This window comes from Fusobacterium sp. FSA-380-WT-3A (genome assembly GCF_012843705.1).
In the GTDB taxonomy this organism is placed as follows: domain Bacteria; phylum Fusobacteriota; class Fusobacteriia; order Fusobacteriales; family Fusobacteriaceae; genus Fusobacterium_B.
This window is the reverse complement of record NZ_JABAFQ010000010.1, coordinates 13,658-36,552: the sequence shown is the minus strand read 5'-3', so window position 1 is coordinate 36,552 and position 22,895 is coordinate 13,658. Positions and strand designations below refer to the sequence as shown.

At 29.1% G+C, this 22,895-nt stretch carries 23 protein-coding genes, 6 tRNA genes and 1 pseudogene; 2 read left to right on the top strand and 28 right to left on the bottom strand.

The features are described from left to right. Window positions 1-2: 2 nt before the first annotated feature. Window positions 3-1,190 (bottom strand): Xaa-Pro peptidase family protein, encoded by a 1,188-nt coding sequence (locus tag HF862_RS06875; protein ID WP_170187170.1) that lies wholly within the window; start codon window positions 1,188-1,190, stop codon window positions 3-5. 171 nt (window positions 1,191-1,361) lie between these two features. Here HF862_RS06875 and HF862_RS06870 point away from each other — a divergent pair, with 171 nt between their 5' ends. After that, window positions 1,362-2,696, top strand: coding sequence for an MATE family efflux transporter (locus tag HF862_RS06870; protein WP_170187169.1), 1,335 nt, complete (start codon window positions 1,362-1,364; stop codon window positions 2,694-2,696). A 59-nt stretch (window positions 2,697-2,755) separates the two neighbouring features. On the opposite strand, the gene rbr is transcribed toward HF862_RS06870, so the two are convergent. From rbr to HF862_RS06760, 23 genes and pseudogenes are all read right to left on the bottom strand, one after another. Continuing rightward, complete coding sequence (gene rbr, locus HF862_RS10050; RefSeq protein WP_304205664.1) at window positions 2,756-3,316, bottom strand: rubrerythrin; 561 nt, start codon at window positions 3,314-3,316, stop codon at window positions 2,756-2,758. Window positions 3,317-3,331: 15 nt separating this feature from the next. Further along, a pseudogene (locus HF862_RS10045) lies at window positions 3,332-4,735 on the bottom strand ([FeFe] hydrogenase, group A); the annotation flags it as partial. A gap of 259 nt (window positions 4,736-4,994) precedes the next feature. After that, window positions 4,995-5,567: an LA_2272 family surface repeat-containing protein gene (locus HF862_RS06860; RefSeq protein WP_170187167.1), complete on the bottom strand. Its 573-nt coding sequence runs from the start codon at window positions 5,565-5,567 to the stop codon at window positions 4,995-4,997. Between the two features lie 82 nt (window positions 5,568-5,649). After that, window positions 5,650-6,000 (bottom strand): 50S ribosomal protein L17, encoded by a 351-nt coding sequence (gene rplQ / locus HF862_RS06855; RefSeq protein ID WP_027128737.1) that lies wholly within the window; start codon window positions 5,998-6,000, stop codon window positions 5,650-5,652. A 24-nt stretch (window positions 6,001-6,024) separates the two neighbouring features. After that, entirely contained in the window at window positions 6,025-7,002 is a 978-nt protein-coding gene (locus HF862_RS06850) for a DNA-directed RNA polymerase subunit alpha (RefSeq protein WP_170187166.1), read from the bottom strand. A 26-nt stretch (window positions 7,003-7,028) separates the two neighbouring features. Continuing rightward, complete coding sequence (rpsD, locus tag HF862_RS06845; RefSeq protein ID WP_170187165.1) at window positions 7,029-7,616, bottom strand: 30S ribosomal protein S4; 588 nt, start codon at window positions 7,614-7,616, stop codon at window positions 7,029-7,031. Window positions 7,617-7,669: 53 nt separating this feature from the next. Continuing rightward, entirely contained in the window at window positions 7,670-8,056 is a 387-nt protein-coding gene (gene rpsK, locus HF862_RS06840; protein ID WP_027128734.1) for a 30S ribosomal protein S11, read from the bottom strand. Between the two features lie 68 nt (window positions 8,057-8,124). After that, window positions 8,125-8,481: a 30S ribosomal protein S13 gene (gene rpsM, locus HF862_RS06835; protein ID WP_027128733.1), complete on the bottom strand. Its 357-nt coding sequence runs from the start codon at window positions 8,479-8,481 to the stop codon at window positions 8,125-8,127. A 196-nt stretch (window positions 8,482-8,677) separates the two neighbouring features. Next, entirely contained in the window at window positions 8,678-8,791 is a 114-nt protein-coding gene (rpmJ, locus tag HF862_RS06830; RefSeq protein WP_027128732.1) for a 50S ribosomal protein L36, read from the bottom strand. 30 nt (window positions 8,792-8,821) lie between these two features. Next, entirely contained in the window at window positions 8,822-9,040 is a 219-nt protein-coding gene (gene infA / locus HF862_RS06825; RefSeq protein ID WP_027128731.1) for a translation initiation factor IF-1, read from the bottom strand. Between the two features lie 87 nt (window positions 9,041-9,127). Next, window positions 9,128-9,898 (bottom strand): type I methionyl aminopeptidase, encoded by a 771-nt coding sequence (map, locus tag HF862_RS06820; RefSeq protein ID WP_170187164.1) that lies wholly within the window; start codon window positions 9,896-9,898, stop codon window positions 9,128-9,130. Between the two features lie 23 nt (window positions 9,899-9,921). Further along, a complete protein-coding gene (locus HF862_RS06815; RefSeq protein ID WP_170187163.1) occupies window positions 9,922-10,563 on the bottom strand; it encodes an adenylate kinase in 642 nt (213 codons plus the stop codon). Window positions 10,564-10,729: 166 nt separating this feature from the next. Continuing rightward, complete coding sequence (gene leuS, locus HF862_RS06810; protein WP_170187162.1) at window positions 10,730-13,327, bottom strand: leucine--tRNA ligase; 2,598 nt, start codon at window positions 13,325-13,327, stop codon at window positions 10,730-10,732. Between the two features lie 28 nt (window positions 13,328-13,355). Continuing rightward, entirely contained in the window at window positions 13,356-13,940 is a 585-nt protein-coding gene (locus HF862_RS06805) for a sigma-70 family RNA polymerase sigma factor (RefSeq protein ID WP_170187161.1), read from the bottom strand. Between the two features lie 19 nt (window positions 13,941-13,959). After that, the gene (gene rlmB / locus HF862_RS06800) at window positions 13,960-14,670 is read right to left on the bottom strand and encodes a 23S rRNA (guanosine(2251)-2'-O)-methyltransferase RlmB (protein WP_170187160.1); all 711 of its coding nucleotides are present in this window, start codon (window positions 14,668-14,670) and stop codon (window positions 13,960-13,962) included. Window positions 14,671-14,678: 8 nt separating this feature from the next. Continuing rightward, the gene (murA, locus tag HF862_RS06795) at window positions 14,679-15,956 is read right to left on the bottom strand and encodes a UDP-N-acetylglucosamine 1-carboxyvinyltransferase (RefSeq protein WP_170187159.1); all 1,278 of its coding nucleotides are present in this window, start codon (window positions 15,954-15,956) and stop codon (window positions 14,679-14,681) included. Continuing rightward, window positions 15,956-16,516 carry a DUF1694 domain-containing protein gene (locus HF862_RS06790; protein WP_170187158.1) on the bottom strand — a complete coding sequence of 187 codons (561 nt, stop codon included), beginning with the start codon at window positions 16,514-16,516 and terminating at the stop codon, window positions 15,956-15,958. The genes murA and HF862_RS06790 overlap by 1 nt, the downstream gene beginning before the upstream one ends. Before the next feature lie 136 nt (window positions 16,517-16,652). Next, a tRNA-Leu gene (locus tag HF862_RS06785) sits at window positions 16,653-16,736 on the bottom strand. A gap of 11 nt (window positions 16,737-16,747) precedes the next feature. Beyond that, window positions 16,748-16,823, bottom strand: a tRNA-Lys gene (locus HF862_RS06780). A 5-nt stretch (window positions 16,824-16,828) separates the two neighbouring features. Next, window positions 16,829-16,904 (bottom strand) — tRNA-His (locus HF862_RS06775). Between the two features lie 6 nt (window positions 16,905-16,910). Beyond that, window positions 16,911-16,987: transfer RNA gene (locus tag HF862_RS06770), tRNA-Arg, on the bottom strand. A 13-nt stretch (window positions 16,988-17,000) separates the two neighbouring features. Further along, window positions 17,001-17,076, bottom strand: a tRNA-Gly gene (locus HF862_RS06765). A 4-nt stretch (window positions 17,077-17,080) separates the two neighbouring features. Beyond that, a tRNA-Pro gene (locus HF862_RS06760) sits at window positions 17,081-17,157 on the bottom strand. Between the two features lie 218 nt (window positions 17,158-17,375). Between HF862_RS06760 and HF862_RS06755 the strand changes: the two genes are divergently transcribed. Further along, window positions 17,376-18,020, top strand: a complete 645-nt coding sequence (locus tag HF862_RS06755) for an OmpA family protein (RefSeq protein ID WP_170187157.1) — start codon at window positions 17,376-17,378, stop codon at window positions 18,018-18,020. 185 nt (window positions 18,021-18,205) lie between these two features. Here HF862_RS06755 and HF862_RS06750 read toward each other — a convergent pair whose 3' ends face one another. From HF862_RS06750 to HF862_RS06735, 4 genes are all read right to left on the bottom strand, one after another. Next, window positions 18,206-19,222 (bottom strand): electron transfer flavoprotein subunit alpha/FixB family protein, encoded by a 1,017-nt coding sequence (locus tag HF862_RS06750; protein WP_170187156.1) that lies wholly within the window; start codon window positions 19,220-19,222, stop codon window positions 18,206-18,208. A gap of 41 nt (window positions 19,223-19,263) precedes the next feature. Next, window positions 19,264-20,052, bottom strand: a complete 789-nt coding sequence (locus HF862_RS06745) for an electron transfer flavoprotein subunit beta/FixA family protein (protein WP_027128721.1) — start codon at window positions 20,050-20,052, stop codon at window positions 19,264-19,266. Between the two features lie 46 nt (window positions 20,053-20,098). Next, window positions 20,099-21,244 (bottom strand): acyl-CoA dehydrogenase, encoded by a 1,146-nt coding sequence (locus HF862_RS06740; RefSeq protein WP_027128720.1) that lies wholly within the window; start codon window positions 21,242-21,244, stop codon window positions 20,099-20,101. A gap of 201 nt (window positions 21,245-21,445) precedes the next feature. Further along, window positions 21,446-22,654 (bottom strand): acetyl-CoA C-acetyltransferase, encoded by a 1,209-nt coding sequence (locus tag HF862_RS06735; RefSeq protein WP_170187155.1) that lies wholly within the window; start codon window positions 22,652-22,654, stop codon window positions 21,446-21,448. Between the last annotated feature and the right edge of the window lie 241 nt (window positions 22,655-22,895).

Here is a 22,895-nt window from a genome sequence, read left to right as displayed (position 1 = left end):
ATTTACTCCTTATTTATTTTTATTTTTCCTCTCTCTAAGTTGGTTAAAAATTCAAATCCATCTTTTGTTATTAAAATTGTATCAGAATGTCTAATTCCATAATCTTTCATCATTATCCCTGGTTCTATAGTTAATACCATATTTTCTTTCAATATTTCTTTATTACCTAAAGTGATAGATGGAAACCCGTGGGTTGATAAACCTATTCCATGCCCTATTCGTCCAGGTAAAACTTTTTCAAATCCTTTTTCTATAAAAATTTTTATTGCTTCTATATATAAATTTTCAACTATAATATTAGGTTTTATCATAGAAAATATCTTATCTCTTGTCGCTAAAACTGTCTCAAAAAGCTTGCTTTTTTCCTCTGTTAATTCTTTCACAAAAATTGTTCTTTCCGTTTCTGCTGCATAACCACCTATTCTAGCCCAAGCCATTGGTAAAATTAAATCTCCTTTTTTTACTTTATAATTTATTGGACAATCACAGCCATATATTATTCTTTCATTTGACATACACCATACATTTAAAGAATCAATTTGTCCATTTTCTTTAGTTCCAAATCCACTTACTTCATAGTCAGAATATTTTTCTTGCCATCTTTTTCTCATTTGATAATGAGCTTCTGTACAAGCTTCTAACTCTGAATACCCTATTTCCAAATATTTTATTACAGTTTTAACTCCTAAATCACTTAATTCAGCAGCTTTTCTTATACAATCTATTTCATAAATATCCTTTATTATTCTTTGTTGTTTTATAAATCCTGTTACATCAAAAATATTTTCAATATTTAATTTTTCTTTTAATTCTAAAAATAATTTTAAATTTAAATTTTCCATTTCTATACCAAGTTTTATTTTAGTTATACCCACTATTTTTATCAATGCTTCCTGAAAAGTTTTCCCTATACTCTGTGTTTCTCCCCAAAAACCATAAAATAAAATTTTTCCAAAAATATTTTTACTTCCTTCTGCATGAAATTTTCTTATTGAATGTAATAATAATATACATTCTCCTGTTTTTTTTATAATTACAAATGGTGGATTACTATATATAATTGGATTAAAATTTGTGTAATAAAATATATTTTCAGGATTAGATATTATAATAAAATCTAAATTTTTTTCTTTCATAAAGTACATTAATTTTTCTATACGTTTTTCTATACATTTTATTACTTCAATCATACTCTTTACCTTCTTTACTTTCTTCTTAATAAATTTATATTATAAATTATATCATATGTATTTAAGTTGTCAATTATTTCAACTTTTATTAACTTTTATTTTTTTATATAAAATGTTATAATAAAGAGAGTAATATAAAATTGATATTTTGATTAAAGGAGTCATTATCAAATGAAAAAAAACACATATATACTAACAGAAGGAAATATTAAATCTCAACTTATTTATTTGGCTCTTCCACTTTTAATAGGAAATATTTTCCAACAATTTTACAATTTAGTTGATACAATTATTGTAGGAAAATATATTGGAGAAAATGCCTTTGCTGCCTTAGGAATAGCTGGTAGTGTTATGAATCTTTTCATTTTTCTTATAGGTGGTTGTTGTACTGGGGTTTCTATTATCCTTTCTACTTTTTATGGAAAACAAGATTTAACTTCCTATAGAAAAGAATCTTTTTTAGCTCTTTCTTTTGGTTTAATATTTACTATAACTTTAAGTATTATTTCTATTTTTTTATTACCTACTATATTAAATATTATTAATACTCCAGAAGAATTAACCATATACGTTACCCAATACTTAGTTGTAATATTTATTGGTTTATTTATTACTTTCTTATATAATTTATTTGCTTCTCAATTAAGATCAATGGGAAATACAAAATATGCTCTTATTTTCTTAATTATTTCTATGATTTGTAATATTTTTTTAGATATTATTTTTATAAAATTTTTAAATTTAGGAATAGCTGGAGCTGGTTGGGCAACTGTAATTTCTCAAGGAATTTCTGCTTTTTTATGTTTTATTTATCTAAGAAAAAACTTCCCTGAATGTATTCTTTCTAAAAAAGATATAAAATATGATGGAAAACTTCTAAAAAAAACTATCTACTTTTCTTCAATTTCAGCTCTTCATCAATCTAGTCTTTATATAGGAAAAATATTAGTTCAAGGAGCTGTAAATACCTTAGGAACTTTTGGAATAGCAGCCTACACGGCTACAAGTAGAATAGAAGGAATTTCTAATACCTTTGCTATAAGTGGAACTGAAGCAATTTCTGTTTTTATTGCTCAAAATCTTGGAGCTGGAAATAAAAAAAGAGCCTATGATGGTTTTAAAATAAGTCTTATTTTAATGTATTCTTTAGGTCTTGTAATGGCTTTATTTATGTATCTTGGAGCTAGTCCTTTTATAAAAATGTTACTTGAAAATGCAAATGAAGAAACTGTTAGTAATGGGGTTGAATATTTAAAAGTAATTTCTTATTTCTATATTCTTTGTTTTAATGGAAGTGCTTTTGTTGGATATTTCAGAGGAAGTGGAATTTTAAACATTCCTTTTATTGGAACTACATTGCAAATTATAATTAGAGTTGTTCTTTCATATTTATTTATTGATTCACTTAAACTTGGGGGTGTAGCTTGGGCTACAGGTATTGGATGGATAGCTATTTCAAGTTTTCATATCTATAATTTCTTTAAAACTAAAAATAAAGTTTTTTAATAATAAATTTTATATGAATAAAGGGTATTGTAAAACTACAATACCCTTTAATTTATTTTTTAATAATTTTCACTTCTTACTTCAAAAAATCCTTGTGCATATCCACAAACTTCACAACTTTCAGGAGCTTTTTTACCCATTACTAAGTGACCACAGTTTATACATTCCCACATAGTTTCTTCTGATTTTTCAAATACTTTTTTCATTTCAACATTGCTTAATAATTTTCTATATCTTTCTTCATGAGCTTTTTCAATTTTTGCTACAGCTCTAAACTTTAATGCTAAATCATGGAATCCTTCTTCATCAGCTTCTCTAGCAAATTTATCATACATATCTGTCCATTCATAATTTTCTCCTTCAGCTGCATGCAATAAATTTTCACTAGTATCTCCTAGCATTCCTAACTCTTTAAACCATAATTTTGAATGTTCTCTTTCATTATCAGCTGTTTTTATAAATAAATTATGAATTTGCTCATATCCTTCAGCTTTAGCCACACTAGCAAAGAAAGTATATTTATTTCTAGCCATTGATTCTCCAGCTAAGGCTTCTAATAAATTTTTCTCTGTTTTTGTTCCTGAATATTTATTTTTTCCTTCTTCTTTTTTTTCTTCTATTTCTTCAAAAACAGAAGCTGGTTGTTTACAGATTGGACATATAAAATCTTCTGGTAAATCTCCTTCATGAATATAATTACATATTGTACAACGATATTTTTTCATTTTTTTCCCTCCTAATTGATTACTTTTATTAAAATAAATAGTGTGTAGCATCTCCTCAGCTATATCACTTAACGGTTCCTTATAAAATTCTTTATATAATGTTATTATTTCATCATTTTCATGACTTGTTCTAATTTCTAGTTGTGAATCTCTATTATATATACTTTCTATTCTTTTTAATCTTGTTTTATCTAAATCTCCATCTTTTGGTATTGGTTGACCTCCTCCACCAATACAACCACCTGGACAAGTCATAACTTCTATAAAATGATATTTTTTATCCATCTTATCTAAATTTTCAACAAATTTTCCAGCATTATCAGTTCCATAAATAACAGCCACATTTAATTCTAAATCTCCTATTTTTAAAGAAGCTTCTTTTACTCCTTTCATTCCTCTGATTTCTGTTAAATTATAAAGCTCTTTTGGAGGATTTGTTTTAGTTATATAATAATAAGCTGTTCTTAAAGCTGCTTCCATAACTCCACCTGTATTAGCAAATATTACTCCAGCTCCTGAAGCTTTACCCATTAAATTATCAAATGAACTCTCCTTTAATTCATTAAAATCAATATTTTCTTCTTTTGCCCATAAAGCTAATTCTCTAGTTGTAATAACAAAATCCATATCTCTCATATCATCTATTTTATAATATCTTCTTGAAGCATTCATTTCATCTCTTTTTATTTCAGATTTTTTTGCTGTACAAGGTGTTACTGCTACATTTACTATTTTTTTAGGATCTAGTCCCATTTTACTAGCAAAATATGTTTTTATAGTTGGTCCTTGCATTCCTATTGGACTTTTTGCTGTAGAAATATTATCTAATATTTCAGGATAAAAAATTTCAGCATATTTTACCCAAGCTGGACAACAACTTGTAAATTGAGGCAATGTTTTTTTATTTATTATCCTATCTATTAATTCACTAGCTTCTTCTATAATTGTTAAATCAGCAGCAAAATTTGTATCTAAAACATAATTTGCCCCTAGTTTTTTCAATAAAGAAACCATTTTTCCTTCAATGAAACTTCCTTTTTCTAAATCAAATTCCTCTCCTAAAGAAACTCTTACTGCTGGTGATGTAGAAAAAATTACAATATTATTTTTATCTTTTACAATTTCTTTTAATTTTTTATAATCATAAACCTCTGTTATGCTAGAAGTAGGACATACATTTGAACATTGACCACAATCGATACAAATAGCTCTATCATTTGTAGTTTTTAGTGAATACTTATTATTTACTCCTATATAGTTATTACAAATTTCCTTACATAACCCACATTTCACACATTTCTCTTCATCTCTCATTATAGAAAAATTATCTTTTTCTATAGCTACCCTTATTTCTGTAGATAAATGTTTTCCCATGGACCCTCCTAAACTTTTAAAAATTGTAATCATTTCATATTTGTAAGAATATGATATCATTTTTTACGAAAAAAAGCAAGCCTTTTTTAGAAAAATGTTATATTATTTTTTATAAAAAAAGACTGATTAAATTATTATCCAATAAAATTAATAATCTATAACAGTCCTTTTCATTTTTATTATTTTTTATACTATAATTTTAAAAAGATTTCCTAAAATTTATAATTGGTAAAACTGGTAAAATTCCATTAGCAGCATAGTTTACAAATCCCACTTGAAGTCCTTCTAAATTTTGTGTTGCATTAACAAAACCTAACTGAATTCCTCCAACAGATTGAGAATAATTTACCAAACCTAACTGTACCATTGCTCTACCTTCTACATAGTTCACTCCACCTAAATTAAATGTAGAATCCCCTCCAATAGTATTTACTATTCCTAAAGTTCCACCATTTAAATTTCCTTGTATATCATTCCATAAAGATATAGAAACACCTTCCATATTACCACCAACTCTAAAAGCTTCTAATCCAAATATAGGAAAATGTACTCCACTAAAATTTCCATTAATTTTTCTATATCCAACTAATGATATATCTAATCCAGACATATTTTGGTTTTCAGCCCCTAATAGGTTAAAACTGAAATTTGTTATTGTATCATATTTAGTTGCTCCAAATTGTATTCCAGGAGCTACAGAAAATTGAGGTCCAGCTCCAAAAGCTATTGAAGAGGCTAAAGTTAAACCAGCTAAAACTATTTTTGTATTCATAATTATATACCTCCTTATAAGTTATACTACATTATACTATAAAAAAAAGAGACTCTCAAGAGTCTCTTTGATTTTATTTTAATTATACTAAAGCTATTATAGCTAGCTCAGCAGAGTCACCTTTTCTTACAGAAGTTTTAATTATTCTAGTATACCCACCATTTCTTTCAGCATATTTTGGTGCTAAATCATTGAATAATTTTGCTACTGCTTCTTCGTCTCTTAAAAAAGCAAAAGCTCTTCTTCTGTCAGCTAAAGTTCCTTTTTTACCTAAAGTTATCATTCTTTCAGCAAATTTTCTAAGTTCTTTAGCTCTAGTAACTGTAGTTTCTAATTTTTCTTCTTTTACTAATGAGATTGTTAAGTTTTTAAGCATAGCCATTCTATGGTCAGCTCTTCTTCCTAACTTTCTATATGATTTATTGTGATTCATTAGTTAGCTTCCTCCTCATCGATATTATTCAGAATATTCATTCTGATTAAGGTCAAATCCTAATTCTTTCATTTTTTCAAGGATTTCATCAAGAGATTTTCTTCCAAGATTTTTTATTTTTAGAAGGTCATTCATGCTTAATCTAGCAAGTTGTCCAACTTCTTCTATTCCAGCTTTCTTTAAACAATTAAATGATCTAACAGTTAAATCTAACTCTTCTATCTTAGTTTCTAAAATATTTCCATCTTTTTCTTGTTTTTCTACTTCTTCTTCCTCTTCTTCAGATTCGTCTCTTAAATATTCCATTCTATTTCCTAAATCTAAGAAAGGATTTAAATATAGTTTTAAAAGTTCAACTGCATAAGAAACTGTATCTCTTATTGCAACACTTCCATCAGTCTCTATATTAATTATTAGTTTGTCAAAGTCTGTCATTCTTCCAACCATAGTTGCTTCAACAGAATAAGATACTTTTCTGATTGGTGTGTATATAGCATCTACTGCTATATATCCAATTGGCCAATCTTTTTTATCAATATCTTCTGATACTATAAATCCTTCTCCAACATCTACTAAGAATTCCATTTCAACTTCTCTATCTGTAGTTATTGTACAAATAACTTGTTCAGGATTAACTATTTCTAATCCAATATCAGGAATAATATCAGCTGCTGTAACTATTTTTGGTCCTTTAACAGAAAGAGTCATTTTTCTCTCTCCAACAGATTCTGTTTTAACTACTATTTCTTTTATGTTAAGGATAATATCTGTAACAGGTTCTTTTACCCCTTCCATAATTGAAAATTCGCTAGAAACACCCTCAATTTTGACACCTTTTATTGCTGCACCAGGTATAGAAGAAAGTAGAACTCTTCTTAGAGCATTTCCAATTGTATTTCCATACCCTCTATATAAAGGTTCAATCACATATTGTCCTTTAAATTCACTCTCTTTTACTTCTGTTATGTTTATACCTCTAGCATGTTTTTCAATTTTTAACATTTGATCAACTCCTATTAAAAGGCTTATTATCTAGAATAGAACTCAACTATTAAGGCTTCATCTAAATCAAAGTCTAAATCTTCTTTTGTTGGATTTTGAAGAACTTTTCCAGCAAATGCAGCTCTGTCTAATTCTAACCAAGCTGGTACTGTAGCTCCTTCGATAGCTTCTTTTATTATTTCTATATTTTTAGAATTTTCAATTACAGATATAACATCTCCTACTTTAACTCTGTAAGAAGCAATGTTTACTCTTCTTCCATTTACAGCGATATGTCCGTGAGAAACGATTTGTCTAGCTTGTCTTCTAGTTTTTGCAAATCCTAATCTGTAAACAACATTTTCTAATCTTCTTTCTAAGAATTCAACTAAAACTAAACCTGTTACTCCATCTTTTCTAGTTGCTTCTTCATAAAGTTTTCTAAATTGATTTTCCATTACATTATATATAAATCTAGCTTTTTGTTTTTCTCTTAATTGTACTGCATATTCTGTAGGTTTTTTATTTGCATTTGGTCTGAACCCTCTTTTTGAAGTTTTATTTACTCCTAAAATCATAGGCTCAATTCCAAGTGCTCTACATTTTTTTAATATAGGCTGTCTATTTCTTGCCATTTCTCGAATATTCCTCCTTACTTTTTTCTCATACTTAAATAAATATTAAGTGACTACACTCTTCTTCTTTTTGGTGGTCTACATCCATTGTGTGGAACTGGTGTTACGTCAGTTATTTTTGTAACTTCTAATCCTGCTGCTTGTAATGATCTTACACAAGCTTCTCTTCCTGAACCAGGTCCTTTTACTTTAACTTCAACTTTTTTCATTCCATTTTCCATAGCTATTCCAGCTGCTTGTTCTGCTGCGATTTGAGCTGCAAATGGAGTTCCTTTTTTAGTTCCTTTGAAACCTGAAGTTCCACCTGATTTCCAACTTACTACTCTTCCTTCTGGGTCAGTAATAGCAATAATTGTGTTATTGAATGTTGAATGTATATGAGCTACTCCGCTAGGAATATTTTTTAATTTCTTTTTAACTTTAGCTACTTTTTTAGCCAATTGAGCTCCCTCCTTACTCCTAATTCTCTCTTCATCTAAAATATGACATAATTAACTTTAAGTTAATCTTATTTTTTTACCATTTTTTTAGGACCTTTTCTAGTTCTAGCGTTAGTCTTAGATCTTTGTCCTCTTACTGGTAAGTTCATTTTGTGTCTTAATCCTCTGTAACATCTAATGTCTAAAAGTCTTTTTATAGAAAGTCTAACTTCTTTTCTTAAGTCTCCTTCTACTTTTAATCCATCAATGATACCTCTAATTTTGTTTAATTCTTCTTCAGTTAAGTCCTTTACTCTTGTGTCAAAATTAACTCCTGCTTGAGTTAAAATGTCTTGAGAAGTTTTTCTTCCAATTCCATAGATATAAGTTAAAGATATTTCTACTCTCTTATTTCTAGGAATGTCTACTCCAGCGATTCTAGCCAAATCTGATTCCTCCTATTCACAAAAATTTTTATATATTCGCTAACATCTGTGGTTAGCCAACACTTTCCTCGATATGCCTTAGAATAACCTAAGAAAAGGCTCTACAGCCACACATATCTTTACAGTACTTCCAATGTCAGTACTAAATTTGTTCCTGTTAGTAAAATAATCTAGTTTCTAAATAAGTTTATTCTAATTATCCTTGAACTTGTTTATGTTTTGGATTTTCACAAATAACTCTTATTTTACCGTGTCTTCTGATTACTTTACATTTGTCACAAATAGGTTTAATTGATGTTCTTACTTTCATCTCTACCTCCTTTTTCGTGATGTAAAAAAACTATTTTTTTCTATAAACTATTCTTCCTCTAGATAAATCATATGGAGAAATTTGAACTGTTACCTTATCTCCAGGTAATATTTTTATATAGTTCATTCTCATTTTTCCTGAAATATGACCTAGAATAGTATGCCCATTCTCTAATTTAATTTGAAACATCGCATTTGGAAGGGCTTCTAAAATAGTTCCTTCTAATTCGATAACATCCTTTTTTGACATATCTCCTCCTATCGAACAGAAATTCATAATATGATACCATATTTTACACTAAAAGTCTACAATTTTTTTACATTTTTTAAAATTTTTTTAATCTAATTTACTAAGTACCAATGGTTTTCCATCTACTATCGCTATTGAATGTTCAAAATGAGCTGATTTTTTCCCATCTCTTGTTACTACTGTCCAACCATCATTTAACATTCCAATTTTATAACTTCCCATGTTAACCATAGGCTCTATAGCTAAAACCATTCCTTCTTCTATTTTTATTCCTCTTCCTTTTCTTCCATAGTTTGCTACACAAGGGTCTTCATGCATTTCTTTTCCTACTCCATGTCCTGCATAATCTCTCACTACAGAAAAACCATTCTTCTCTACAAAAGATTGGATAGCATGTCCTATATCTCCTAATCTATTTCCTACCACTGCCATCTCTATTCCTATTTCTCTTGCTTTTTCAGTAACTTCTAATAATCTTTTAGTTTCTGAATCTATTTCTCCAACAGGATAAGTTATAGCGGCATCTCCATAAAATCCATCTAATATAGTTACAGTATCTATACTAACTATATCTCCTTCTTTTAATATTATATTTTCACTAGGAACTCCATGGACTACTACTTCATTTACAGATATACAAGTAGCTGCTGGAAATGGTCCATAAGGTCCAGGTACTCCAATACAACCTGGAATGGCTCCTTGTGACCTAATATATTCATCTACTATTTTATCTATTTCTTTTGTAGAAATTCCTGGTTTTATATGAGGAGGTAATATTTCTTTGTATAATCTAGCTATTATTTGATTGGCTTTTTTTATTCCTTCTATTTCTTCAGGAGTTTTTATTATAACTGCCATATTCCATCCTTTCTTTTATAAAATTATCCTAAAATATTAAAGATTTCTTTTGTTATTTCGTCAATTTCTTTAGTTCCATCAATGTCAGCTAAAATTCCTCTTTCCATATAAAAATCAAATAATGGTGCTGTTTGAGCATGATATTCATTTAATCTTTTTCCTACTGTTTCAGCTGAATCATCTTTTCTTTGAACTAACTCTCCACCACAGAAATCACAAATTCCTTCTACTTTTGGTGGATTAAATTCAACATGGAAAGACCCTCCACAATCTTTACATACTCTTCTTCCTATTACTCTTCCTACAATTAATTCGTCTGGTACATTTAAAGAAATTACTTTATCTAATTTTATATTCATTTCTTTCATTAAAACTTCTAGAGCTTCAGCTTGAGCTATAGTTCTTGGGAATCCATCTAAGATAAATCCTTTTTTACAATCATCTTTTGCTAATCTGTCTTTTATTATTCCTATAATTATTTCATCTGAAACTAATTTTCCAGCCTCCATACAAGCTTTAGCTTCTAATCCCATAGGAGTTCCCTCTTTTACTGCTGCTCTTAATATATCTCCTGTAGAAATTTGTGGAATTCCATATTTCTCTATAATATATTTTGCTTGAGTTCCTTTCCCAGCTCCTGGTGCTCCAAATAACATGATATTCATACTATCATCTCCTTCTGTTTTTATTATTTTTCTATTAACTCTCTTATTATACTACAGTTTTTAAAAAAAATATATATTTTTCAATATTTTTTAAATTGATTTATTTTTACCAAAAAAATAAAAATGCACTACACAATTTTATTATTGGTAGTGCATTATAATTAAATTATTTTACAACAATATTTACTATCTTTTTAGGAATAACTATTACTTTTACAATTGTTTTTCCTTCAACATGTTTTTGAACATTTTCAATCTCAAATGCTGCTTTTTCTATTTCCTCTTTAGTTGCATTTACATCTATCACTAAAGAACCTCTTACTTTTCCATTTACTTGAACAGCTATTGTTACTTCATCTGCTACAGTTAATTTTTCATCATATTGAGGCCATTCAGAATTAAATAAAAATCCTTTTTCTCCTATTTCTTCCCATAGCTCATCGCAGAAATGAGGAGTAAATGGAGAAAGCATTATTATAATATTCTCTATTACTTGTCCAAATATTTTTTTAGATTCTGTAGTTTCTTTTTCTGTTCCTAATATATTAGCTCTATATTCATAAACATCATTTATTAATTCCATTGTTCCAGCTATAGCTGTATTGAAATGATAATTATCTTCTATAGAGTCTGTTATTTTCTTAATAGTTTGATGTAATTTTCTTATTAATGATTTATCTTCTTTAGAAATTTTAGAATAGTCTATTTTTTCATCACTAATAAATTCTTTATTTTCTATAACAATTCTCCAAACTCTATTTAAAAATCTTACTGCTCCCGCTAATCCATTTTCATTCCACTCTAATTCTTTTTCAGGTGGAGCTGTAAACATTATAAATAATCTTGTAGCATCAGCACCATACTTATCCATAATTTCTTCAGGGTCTACACCATTATTTTTTGATTTAGACATTTTTTCCATCTTAACAACTAACTCTTCTCCAGTAGTTTTTAAGAAAGCTTTTTCTCCTTTTACTTCTACCTCTTCAGAAAAAGCAAATCTATTTTCAGCTGGTGAATAATAAGAATCAGAAAGTACCATACCTTGAGTTAGTAATCTTTTAAATGGTTCATTAGCAGTTACCAATCCTAAATCTCTTAATGCTTTATAGAAAAATCTTGCATATAGTAAGTGCATTACAGCATGTTCTACTCCACCAATATATTGATTTACAGAAGTCCAAGCATCCGCTTTTTCCTTATCAAATGGTAAATCTGTATTTTTAGGGTCGCAATATCTTAAATAATACCAAGAAGAATCTACGAAAGTATCCATTGTATCTGTTTCTCTTCTTGCTGGTCCTCCACAAACTGGGCAAACAGCATGTTTATATTCTTCTGAAGTTTCTATTGGATTTCCATTTCCTGTAAATTTAACATCTGTAGGTAATTCAACTGGAAGATTTTCATCTTTTTCCATAACCATTCCACATTTGTCACAATATAATACTGGAATAGGTGTTCCCCAATATCTTTGTCTTGAAATTCCCCAATCTTTCAATCTATATTTTACTGTTTTTTCTCCATATCCTTTTTCTTGAACATAATCTGCTATTTTTTCTAATGCCTCTTTTGAATTTAATCCATTAAATTCTCCAGAATTTACCATTATACCTACTTCTGTAAAAGCTTCTGTCATATTTTCAGGATTTAATATTTCTTTTTGTCCTATTGGATTTATTACAACTTTCATTGGAAGATTATATTTTTTTGCAAAAGCGAAATCTCTTTCATCATGTGTTGGTACAGCCATTACTGCTCCTGTACCATAGTTCATTAATACATAATCTGCTATCCATAAAGGGACCTTATCTCCTGTAACTGGATTTATTACATGCCATCCTGTTGCTACACCATTTTTTTCTTTTCCCTCAGCAGTTCTTTCAATTATATCCATATTTTTCATATTGTTAACTGCTTCTTTAATTGATGGATTAACTTCTATTACTTTAGAAACTACTGGATGTTCAGGAGCTACTACACAATATGTAACACCATGTATAGTATCTATTCTTGTAGTAAACATAGGTAATTTTTCTCCAGTTTCAGCTACTGTAAATATTATCTCAGTTCCAAATGATTTTCCTATCCAGTTTTTTTGCATTGTTAATACTTTTTCAGGCCATCCTTCTCTTAATTCTTCATGTCCTGTTAATAATTCTTCTGCATAATCTGTTATTTTAAAGAACCATTGTTCTAAATCTTTTTGAATTACTTGAGTATTTGAATGTCTCCAACACTTTCCATCTTCAACTTGTTCATTAGCCAATACTGTTTGACATTCTGGACACCAGTTTACTGTAGATACTTTTTTATAAACTAATCCTTTTTCATAAAGTTTTTTAAATATCCATTGATTCCATCTATAATATTCTTTAGTATATGTTGCTACTTCTCTATCCCAATCATATGAAAGTCCCATTAATTTTAATTGTCTTTTCATATTTTCTATATTTGATTTTGTCCATATAGCTGGATGTGCCCCATGTTGTATAGCAGCATTCTCTGCTGGTAGTCCAAATGAGTCCCATCCCATTGGATGAAGAACATTATACCCTTTCATTCTTTTATATCTAGCTATTACATCTCCTATTGTATAGTTTCTAGCATGTCCTACATGTAATTTCCCAGATGGATAAGGCAACATTACAAGTACATAATAATTCTCTTTTCCTTTTACTTTATCTTCTGTTTTAAAGAGTACATTACTTTCCCACTTTGCTTGCCATTTTTTTTCAATTTCTTTGAAATTATACTCTTTCATTTTTTCCCCTTTCTCTATATTTTTATTTTTAAATATTTCTAAATTCATTTAACCATTTTTTTACTTTATTTTTTATTCTTTGATATGTATTATCTATTACTTTTGGAGATTTATCTAAAATTTTAGCTATTTCACTATAATTATAACCTTGTATTAATTTTTCTAGTACTTGTTTTTCTAAATCACTAAAATGTTCTTTAGTATATTCTTTAAACTCTTCCATTAATTCTTTATATATATATGTCTCTTCTGCATTAGGAGATTTTTCTACATAATTATTATCTATATATCCAGTTTCTAAATCATTATTCAAATTATTAATAAACTTATTTTTTTTACTATTTGAAGATTTAATAGCTGATATAATTTGCCTTCTCATACACATTATCACAAATGTTTTAAAAGAAGCCTCTCTTTCACTATCGTAACTCTTTATTCCTTTCAAAAGCCCTATTATTCCTTCTTGTATTAAATCTTCTCTTTCTCCATCAGCAAGATAATATCCCTTAGTATTCATATAAATATACTTTTCATATTTTTTTAAAAGAATTTCAAAACTTTCGTTATCACCAGCTTTTGCTTTCATCAAAATATTTAATTCCGATGCATCCATCTCCACACCCCATTATTTTTTAGTATATAGATTTTGCTACTTCTGCCAAAAGTATTCCTCCAGCAACAGAAACATTCAGAGAATTTATTTTTCCATACATAGGAATTTTTACTAAAATATCACAATTTTCCTTAACTTTTTTTCTAATTCCAAATCCTTCACTTCCAAGAACTATTACTGTCTTATTTGGATATTTCTCTTCAAAATATTTTTTTTCTCCATCACCTTCAGCACCATAAACCCAATATCCCAATTTTTTTAATCCTTTTAATGCTTCTGTTATATTAGTTACTTTTATTATATCAACATATTCAATAGCCCCTGTTGATGTCTTTATAACTGTTTCATTTATACTTACAGAATTTCTCTCAGGTATAATTATCCCTGATACTCCAAAAATTTCTGCACTTCTTATTATTGCACCAAAATTTCTAGGATCTTGAACACCATCAAGTACTAAAATAATATCTTTCTCTTTAGGAGCTACTTTTTCTAAAAATTCTCCAAATTCTTTATAATAATCATAAGAACTGATGTATGCTATTACTCCTTGAGAATTTTCAAGTTTCTTTTTTATATATTGAACTTTTATATTTCTTTCAGAAGCTTTTTTTCTAATAATATTTGCTTTTTCTTCTTTTATCCCTTGAAATATCTCTATTTTTTCAATACTCTTCTCTTTATTTTCTAATACTTCCATTACTGGATTTATTCCTATTATTTTTTCCATAGCTCTCCCTATATTTCTTCTTTAACTCTTTCTATATCCGCCCCAATATTTCTTAATTTTTCATCTAAATCTTCATATCCACGGTCTATATGATAGATTCTATTTACAATACTTTCTCCGTCACATTTTAAAGCTGCTAATACTAAAGCTGCCCCTGCTCTTAAATCACTAGACATTACTTGAGCTGAAGAAAAATTCTTTATTCCTTTTATTACAGCTATATTTTTTTCTGTTGTTATCTCTGCTCCCATTCTATTTAATTCAGGAACATGCATAAATCTATTTTCAAATATTGTTTCTTTTATCTCACTACTTCCTTTAGCCAAACACATTAAAGTCATGATTGGAGATTGTAAATCTGTAGGGAATCCTGGATAAGGCATAGTTTTTACTTTTACCCCTCTTAAATCATCTATTTTTGAAGTTACTATAAATAATCCATTTTCATCTATTTCATATGTAACTCCCATTTCCTTTAATTTCATTAAGAAACTTTCTAAATGTTCTACACAAACTCCTTTTACTTTTATCCCTTCAAACATGATGGCTGCTATTATAAATGTTCCTGCTACTATTCTATCTGGAATTATCTCATATTCACAAGGATATAACTTATCTACACCCTCTATGATTAATCTTCCCTCTCCTATTCCTTCTATTTTAGCACCCATTTTATTTAAAAAGTTACATAAATCATCTATCTCTGGTTCTCTAGCTACATTTTCAATTATAGTTGTTCCCTTAGCCTTTACAGCTGCCATTACAATATTTTCTGTAGCTCCAACACTTGGAAAATCTAAAACTATTTTATTTCCTTTTAATTCATTTTCTTTTACTTTTCCATATACATATCCATGTTCTATTGTTATTTCAACACCTAGATTTTCAAAACCTTTTAAATGTAAGTCAACAGGTCTAGCTCCTATTGCACATCCACCTGGTAATGAAACTTTTGCTTCTCCACAATGAGCTAACATTGGACCCATTACTAAAAATGAAGCCCTCATCTTTTTTACTAATTCATAAGAGGCCTCTATATTAGTAATTCCATTATTTACAATTTTATAAGAATTTCTGTCTAATCTCTCTATTTCAAGTCCTAGACTTTCTAATAATTTAATTAATGTTCTTATATCCATAAGATCAGGAATATTTTTTAATACATATGTTCCTTTTTCTATAAGAGTTGCTATAAAAATTGGTAATGAAGCATTTTTTGACCCTTCTACTTCTAGTATACCCTCTAATTTTTTATTTCCAACTATTTTAAAAGCTCCTACTCCCATTACATATCTCCTTTTATTTTTTCTTTTTCACATATAGGACATTTATATCCTAAAATTTTATCTAATATCCCCATCTTTTTAAATTTGTCTTCTTTTTCTTTAAATTTGTCTTTTAATTGTTTATAATGAAAATTACAAATTTTTTTTCCTTCTGCCTCCCAATAAAAAGGCGATAGATTTTTTTCTTTATATATTTCTTTTTCATTTTTAAAAATTACATCTTTATTTTCATTATCAATAGGATAATCAGATACAATTACCATTCCTATATCTCCTGTATAAGCAATTCCATCAACTAACCTATAATTTAAATTAATTTTTTCAGCATACTCAATATATTTTTTTATTTTTTTCATTTCAAGCTCTCTACTAATTTTTAGCAATTTAGCATTTTCTTTTTTCATTAAATCTAAAAACCTATATTGAATATTTTCATCAATATCCTCTTTTCTCAAGGCAGATATTACATTTTCTTTAAACTCTCCTAAATAATAATTTTTTTCATTCTGAGTCTTTTGAAAATCTATTTTAGTTTTTTCTTTTATATCAAATATCTCCATTTTATTTTCCTAAACTATAAAATTTTATCCAACGTCATTATAACATAAATCAAAAAACTTTAAAATATTTTTTATACAAATAAAGGACTACCGTAGTAGCCCTTTTATTATTTTAATTATTCTTTTTATAAAAAAATGGTGCGAAGAGAGGGACTTGAACCCTCACGTCGGAGACACTAGATCCTAAGTCTAGCGCGTCTGCCAATTCCGCCATCCTCGCACTAATAAATATGGTGCGTCATACTGGATTTGAACCAGTGACAACACGATTAAAAGTCGTGTGCTCTACCTACTGAGCTAATGACGCATTGTTGGGGTGACTGACGAGGCTCGAACTCGCGACAACCAGTGCCACAAACTGGCGCTCTACCAACTGAACTACAGTCACCATATATGGCGTGTCTGAAGGGATTCGAACCCCTGACCCACGCCTTAGAAGGGCGTTGCTCTATCCAGCTGAGCTACAGACACATTAACATAAAAATGGAGCGGGAAACGAGGTTCGAACTCGCGACATTCAGCTTGGAAGGCTGACGCTCTACCAACTGAGCTATTCCCGCTTAATGGTCGGAATAGCAAGATTCGAACTTGCGGCCCCTTGCTCCCAAGGCAAGTGCGCTACCGGACTGCGCTATATTCCGACGTCCCTTAAGACAAGAATAATGATACCATAATATATAGTTTATGTCAATACTTTTTTTAGATTTTTTTTATTTTTTCATATTTTTCTTTTATTTTCAATGTTTTTTATTTTTAATTTTTTTAAAAAAATTTGCTTAGTTTTAATATATAAGTTATAATTTAAGTAGAAGCTTTATCTGTACTTTCCATTTTACTAAAATTTTTAAGGAGGTTTCATATGAAAACAAAAAAAATTATAGTTGGATTTTTTATTTCAGCAATTTTAATTTCTGGATGTACTTCTAATTTTGTAAGACCTGAAGGATCCATGTCTTATACTTCTGGTGGAGCTTTAAGTGGAGCTGCTGCTGGAGCTTTAGCAGGACAATTAATTGGTGGTAATACTAAAGGAACTCTTATAGGAACTGCTGCTGGGGCTTTAATCGGTACTGCTATAGGTGCTCATTTACAACAACAAGAAAATGAATTTAGAAATATTTTATATAATTCAGGAGTAGAAATTATTAATACTGGGTCTTCTATTTTATTAAATATTCCTGAAGGACTAACTTTTAATTTAAACAGCTCATCTTTAAAATCTCAATTTACTAGACATTTAGATGGTATTGCTACTGTTTTAAATAAATATCCTAAATCAAATATTATTGTTACTGGACATACAGACTCTACAGGTTCTCGTGAATATAATATGACTCTTTCTCAAAAAAGAGCACTTACAGTTGGAAATTATTTAGTTTCTAGGGGAGTATCTCCTAATAGATTTGCAATAGTAGGAAAAGGTCCTGATATGCCAATAGCTTCTAACAGTACTTTAGAAGGAAGAAAAGCAAATAGAAGAGTTACTATAGAAGTTTTACCATAATAATTATAATAATTTTCCATTAAGTTATTTTAAATTATAACTTTCATAATAACCATAGTTTTAACATCAAATATAGAGAGTATACTAAAAATATACTCTCTACATTTTATAAAACCTATATTATATTTAAATTTTAATAATAAAAAAAGCTAGGATTAACTCCTAGCTTTTAATTTTGACAAAGTTTATTTTGCTGCTTTTACTTTCTTTAATTCTTCAGCTAATAATACAGCTATTTTATTTGCATCTCCAACAATTCCTAAATCTGCTATTCCAAATATAGGTGCATATTTATCTTTGTTGATAGCAATTATGTATTCAGATTCTTCCATTCCAGCAACGTGTTGGATAGCTCCTGAAATTCCACATGCAAAGTAAATATCAGGTCTAACTGTTTTACCAGTTTGTCCTACTTGTCTGTCATGGTCCATATATCCAGCATCTACAGCTGCTCTTGATGCAGATACTTCTGCTCCAATTTCTTTTGCAACAGCTTCTAGATTTTTGAAGTTTTCAGTTGAACCAATTCCTCTTCCTCCAGAAACTAATATTTTAGCTTCTGTAATATCTATTTTATTTTTCTCTTCTTTTACTACTTCTAGTACTTTTACTTTTAATTTAGATGAATCTAAAACAAAGTCAAATTTTTCTACTATTCCTTCTCTATTTTCATCTTTAGCTATTTTTTGCATAACTCCTGGTCTTACAGTTGACATTTGTGGTCTATGATTAGGACAAATAATTGTTGCCATTAAGTTTCCACCAAATGCAGGTCTTGTCATTTCTAATCTTTTATTTTCATCTGCAGAAATTTCAAGTTTTGTACAGTCAGCAGTAAGTCCTGTTGTCATTCTTGAAGATACTCTTGGAGCTAAGTCTCTTCCTAAAGTTGTTGCTCCAAATAATACTATTTCTGGTTTTTTAGCATCTATTATAGCTTTAAAAGTTTGTGTATAAGCTTCTGTATCGTAGTATTTTAATTCTGGTTTGTCTACTACTAAAACTTTATCTGCTCCATAAGCTATTAATTCTTTTGCTAATCCTTCAATTTCGCTTCCTATTAATATAGCAGTTACTTCTTTATTATCTAAGCTTTCTGCTAATTCTCTTGCTTTTCCTAATAATTCTAATCCTACATTTTGTAATTGCCCATCTCTTTGTTCAGCAAATACAGCTATTCCTTTATAATCGCTTAAATTCATTATTCTATCTCCTTTATCTTAAGGTTTTATATTCGTATTAATTATATAACGAATTTTTCTTTTAATTTTTCTACAATTAAGTCTACTGCTTGTTTAGTATCTAAGTCATCAAATACTTTTCCAGCTTGTTTAGCTCCTTTAGTAAATGATTTTTTAACTTGTGTTGGAGATCCTTTTAATCCAAGTTTCTCAACTTCTATTTTTACGTTGTCTACTGTCCAAACTTCAACTTCTTTATCGAATGCATCAACAATATTTCCAACTCTCATATATCTTGGAGTATTAGCTTCAGATAAAACTGTTACTAATGCTGGTAATTGAGTTTCTAATAGATAGTATCCATCTTCTATAACTCTTTTTACTGTTATTGTATTAGCTTCTTCATTGTATTTCATTTCTTTTAAATAAGATATTTGAGGTATTCCTAAATGTTCAGCAATTTGTGGTCCTACTTGTGCTGTATCTCCGTCAATTGCTTGTCTTCCTGCGATTATTAAATCATAATCTAATTCTCTTAATGCTGCTGCTAAAGCGTTTGATGTAGCTAATGTATCTGCTCCAGCAAATCTTCTATCTGTTAATAGTATAGCTCTGTCAACTCCCATAGCATATGCTTCTCTTAATATAGCGTCAGCTTGAGGAGGTCCCATTGTTATAACTGTTACATGTGCTCCATACATATCTTTTAATTTTAAAGCTTCTTCTAATCCACCTTTATCATCAGGGTTCATGATACTAGGAACTCCATCTCTTATAAGTGTTCCTTTTACAGGATCTAATTTTATCTCTGTTGTATCTGGAACTTGTTTTATACAAACTACTATTTTCATTTTTTGTCCTCCAATATTTTTCAATATGTTTTTTACCTAAAGTTTCCTATTTGAATAAGTGTCCTGCTATTACCATTCTTTGAACTTCTGAAGTTCCTTCATAAATTTCAGTTATCTTAGCATCTCTCATCATTCTTTCTACTGGATATTCTCTAGTGTATCCATATCCTCCATGATATTGAACTGCTTTTGTTGTTACTTCCATAGCTGTTTCAGCAGCGAATAATTTTGCTCTTGCTGCATCTACTGAATATGGTAATCCTGCACTTTTCTTCCAAGCTGCTTTATAAACTAATAATCTTGATGCTTCTACTTTTACATCTAGATCAGCTAATTGGAATTGAGTATTTTGGAATTTAGCAATAGCTTTTCCAAATTGTTTTCTTTCTTTTGTATATGCTACTGTTTCATCTAAAGCTCCTTGAGCTATTCCTAAAGCTTGAGATGCAATTCCTATTCTTCCTCCGTCAAGAGTCATCATAGCAATTTTAAATCCTTTTCCTTCTTGTCCTAATAGGTTATCTTTTGGTATTCTTGCATTTTCAAATATTAATTCACAAGTTGCAGATCCTTTAATTCCAAGTTTTTTCTCTTTTTTACCAATAGTAAATCCTGGTGTTCCTTTTTCAATTATGAAAGCAGAAATTCCTTTTAATCCTAAACTTTTATCTGTCATAGCAAATATTACATATACATCTGCATATCCAGCATTAGTTATAAATATTTTTGAACCATTAATAATCCATTCATTTGTTTCTGGATCTAATACTGCTGTTGTTTGTTGTCCTGCAGCATCTGTTCCAGCATTAGGTTCTGTTAATCCAAATGCACCTATTAATTCACCTTTTGCTAGACCTGGTAAATATTTTTGCTTTTGAGCTTCAGTTCCAAAAGCTAGAATTGGCCAAGTTCCTAAAGATGTATGTGCTGATACTATAACTCCTGTAGTTGCGCAAACTCTTGATAACTCTTCAACAGCCATAGCATACATTAAGTTATCTCCTCCAGCTCCTCCATATTCTTTTGGAATTGGTATTCCCATTATTCCTATTTCTGCCATTTTTTTAACAGTTTCCATTGGGAATCTTTCTTCTTCATCAACCTCTGCAGCTAAAGGTTTTACTTCTTTTTCAGCAAATTCTCTTATCATTTGTCTGAAAAGTTCATGTGTTTTAGGTATATTGAATTCCATTCTATCTAATCCTCCTACTGATTTTTTAGCTAAACTTTGTCACTTATCATTTTATAATAAAATTGTGTGTAAAATCAACCATTTTTCCACTTTTTTTACGTTTTTTAAAATATTGAGCCTATTTTTATCATAAAATGATAAGTTTTTGTTCTATATAATAGCTTATTAGTGCTATAACACTAATAAGCTATTTTAAATTTACTATTTATTTCTTTTTAATATTACTGCTACAGACATTCCTCCACCAATACATAGTGTTGCTAGTCCATAAGTTAAATCTCTTTTTTCCATTTCATAAACTAATGTAGTCAATATTCTATTTCCAGAAGCTCCAATTGGATGTCCTAATGCTATTGCTCCACCATTTACATTTGTTCTTTCTAACATCCATTCTTTTGTTACTCCATGTTCTTCACAAACTTCTCTTAAAACTCCTAAAGATTGAGCAGCAAAAGCTTCATTCAACTCAAATAAGTCTATGTCTGTTATTTTTAATCCTGCTTTCTTCAATACATCTCTAATCCCTGGAACTGGTCCTAATCCCATATATGCTGGGTCTACTCCACCTTGCCCTACAGCATAAACTTCTGCCATTGGTTTTAAGTTATATTTTGCTACAGCTTCTTCTGATGCTAATAAAACTGCTGAAGCTCCATCGTTTAATCCAGAAGCATTTCCTGCTGTTACTGTTCCATCTTTTTTGAAAGCTGTTTTTAATTTTGCTAATATTTCTGGTGTTGATTTTCTATTTGGATGTTCATCCTTATCAAATAAAACTTCTTGTTTTTTTATTTTTACTGGTACTGGAACTATTTCATCAGCAAATCTTCCAGAATCAACAGCTGCAATCGCTTTTCTTTGAGAATTCATTGCAAATTCATCTTGTTCTTCCCTTGTGATTCCATATTTTTCAGCAATATTCTCTGCTGTAATTCCCATATGATATTCATGAAATGCATCTGTTAATCCATCAGCTATCATATGATCTACTAATTTAAGATCTCCCATTTTTACTCCAGATCTAACAGAAGCTGGTAAAACAAATCCTGCTTGAGACATAGATTCTACTCCTCCAGCTATTATCATATTAGATTGTCCTGATTTTATTTCACAATAAGCTAAATAAACTGATTTTAATCCAGAACCACAAATCATATTTACTGAATATCCTGGTACTTCTTGTGGAATTCCAGCTTTTATAGCTACTTGTCTCCCTATTCCTTGTTTATGTCCTGCATGAAGTACATTTCCCATTACAACTTCATCTAAATCAGCTGGGTTAATTCCTGTTTCTTCAATTATATTTTTTACAACTAATGCTCCTAAATCTCCAGGTTTAACATCTTTTAAACTTCCTAGAAAACTTCCTATTGGAGTTCTTTTTGCTTTTACTAAATATACTTTTGACATGTTTTCCTCCTGATTTTTATTATTTAGGTTTTTTATCAAGTTTATTTTTATAATTTATGTTTTGTTTTAAACCTTTTGATATAAAAACCATCATTTTTTATATATTTTATTATAATTCAATTTTTGTTTTTTTTAAAATATATTTTATATATTATTTTTAAATTTTAAAACATTTTTTAACATTTTTATAAAATAAGCTCGAAAAATTTTCGAGCTTAAAGAAAGTTAATCTCTATAGCAA